Here is a 2,029-nt window from a genome sequence, read left to right as displayed (position 1 = left end):
CCCGGCCGGGCCCGCCACCGGCCGGGACGCCACCGGCCGGGCCCGTGCCCTCACTCGGCGGCCTGGGTCAGCTCGTACACCACGCGGACGGAGATGGTGACCGACCCCTGCCCCGGGTTGATCGAGTCCTTCTCGGCCAGCGCGAAGCGGGACGGGGACGTGTCGCCCTCCTCCTCCAGCTTCACCACCCGGCCGAGGCCGCAGCCGGTCAGGGTCGCGTACTGCTGGGCCTTGGCCAGCGCGTCCTTGTACGCCGCCGCCCGGGCCGCCCTCACCAGCGCCACGGTCTTCGAGACCCCGAACGATATGCCGTTCAGCCGCGCCTCCTCGCCCACCGCCACCACCGCGTCGACGATCTCGTCGGCCTTGGACAGATCGCGGACCAGCGCCTCCAGGCCCTGGGAGGCGCGGTAGCCCACGACCTTCGGAAACTTGTCGTACTCGGTCCCGAGGGAGAGGTCGTTGGTCCGCAGGTCGGACTTCGCCACTCCCGCGGCCATGAGCACCTCCGCCAGCTTGGCGGCGCCCTTCTTCACGGCCGCGAACGCCTCGCCGGCCTTCGCCCTGCGCGCCTCGACGCCGACGCTGAGGCGCATCAGGTCCGGGGTGGTCTTGATGCTTCCGCGACCGGTGACGGTGAGCTCGGTCGGCTCCGGCGCGGCCTCACGCGGGGAGGCGGACCCCCTCGTCAGGGCGGCGGGCGCCGTCGCGGAGGTACCGGAGACCGCGAGAGCCGGGCCCGCCTGCGCTCCCACGAGGACGATGGCGGTGGCCGCCAGCACCACACTCATCTTGATCATGCGGACATGCCACCATCGGGCGGCCTCCGCACCGGCGAGCCCTCTCCGGGGACGGCCGGAACTTGACCAATCTCAGGTCACCCGGGTGTAGCGGAGGTACTGTTTCTTGTACTCCCCCGCCTTGGCCGTCGCCAGCACGCGTGTGGCGTTGCCCTGGAAGTCGACGACCACGGCCTCGTAGTCCCCGCCCTTCTTGCGCCACCCTGCGATGTGCTGGTCGTCGTACCAGCCGATGAGCCGGTCGGTCGGGAAGGGGACACGGGCCTTCTCCTGGCCGTCCGTGGTCCAGACGCAGATCAGGGCGCCCGAGCCGGGACAGGTGGTGATGAACCGCGTCCCGGACGGCGACACGTCGTCGCCCTCCACGGTCAGCGGGGTGCCGACGTCGAGCAGCGTCTGCAGCACCGTCCCGTTGAGATCGTAGAACCTGATGCGCTGGGTCTTGCCCTTCAGCGCCCACGTGCCGACGGCCCTGCCGTCACCGCGCCAGAAATAGCTCCAGCGGCCGACGTCCTTCTCCTTCACGTGGACGACCTTGGCCTTCCGCGTCGCGATGTCGATGATCGCGTAGCCGTATCCCCTGGTGATGTCGCCGATGGCCTCGTTGAGGGTGACCAGCACCTTCGTGCCGTCCGGCGACCACTGGGGGAAGGTCGGGTAGACGGGCGCCTTGGCCATCCTGATCGTGGTGGACCTGCCGCCCGCCCGGTCGACGAGCGAGACCGTGGAGTAGCTGTCCTTGGTGTAAAGCGTGTCGGTGCCCACCGCGCGCCGGCCATCGTCGCTGACCGTGTACTCGAAGTACTTCCTGGTCTTGGTGAAGGAGTTCTTTCCCGTCTCCCTGACGTAGACCCGCTTGCCGTAGTCCAGGCTGTAGAACGTCAGCTTGATCGGGTCGGCGTCGCTCTCGTGGATCGTGATCGAGCTTCCGGGCAGGTCGATCATCCGGGACGCCGCGGGCGGCGCCGAGGCCGTTCCCGCGGCGGCGGTCGTCCGGGGCGTCTCCGACGGCGTGGACACCGGGGACGACGACGTCCCCCTCACGGGCTCACCGGAGCTTCCGGCCGGCCTGCTCGCGCCGGCGTCCGAGGAGCCGCCGCCGGGGTCACCGGTCACCGACCGCACGACCAGGTATCCGCCTCCGCCGAGCACCAGCGCCACCGCGACCACCCCGGCCGCGATCAGGGGTACCCGGCCCCCCTGGCGCCCGCCGGACGCGCCGGGCGCGG

The 2,029-nt window shown here is 71.1% G+C and carries 2 protein-coding genes; both read right to left on the bottom strand.

Annotation, left to right across the window (positions count from 1 at the left end; translation table 11 throughout):
• Window positions 1-50: 50 nt before the first annotated feature.
• Window positions 51-800 (bottom strand): SIMPL domain-containing protein, encoded by a 750-nt coding sequence (locus AB0O34_RS36745; RefSeq protein WP_363923616.1) that lies wholly within the window; start codon window positions 798-800, stop codon window positions 51-53.
• Window positions 801-872: 72 nt separating this feature from the next.
• On the bottom strand, window positions 873-2,029 hold a 1,157-nt coding region (locus AB0O34_RS36740; protein ID WP_363923614.1), incomplete at its 5' end, for a hypothetical protein.

It is taken from the genome of Sphaerisporangium sp. NPDC088356 (assembly GCF_040685555.1).
Taxonomy (GTDB): domain Bacteria; phylum Actinomycetota; class Actinomycetes; order Streptosporangiales; family Streptosporangiaceae; genus Sphaerisporangium.
Note: the sequence above shows the minus strand (reverse complement) of the source record. Positions and strands in the feature narration are given on the sequence as shown.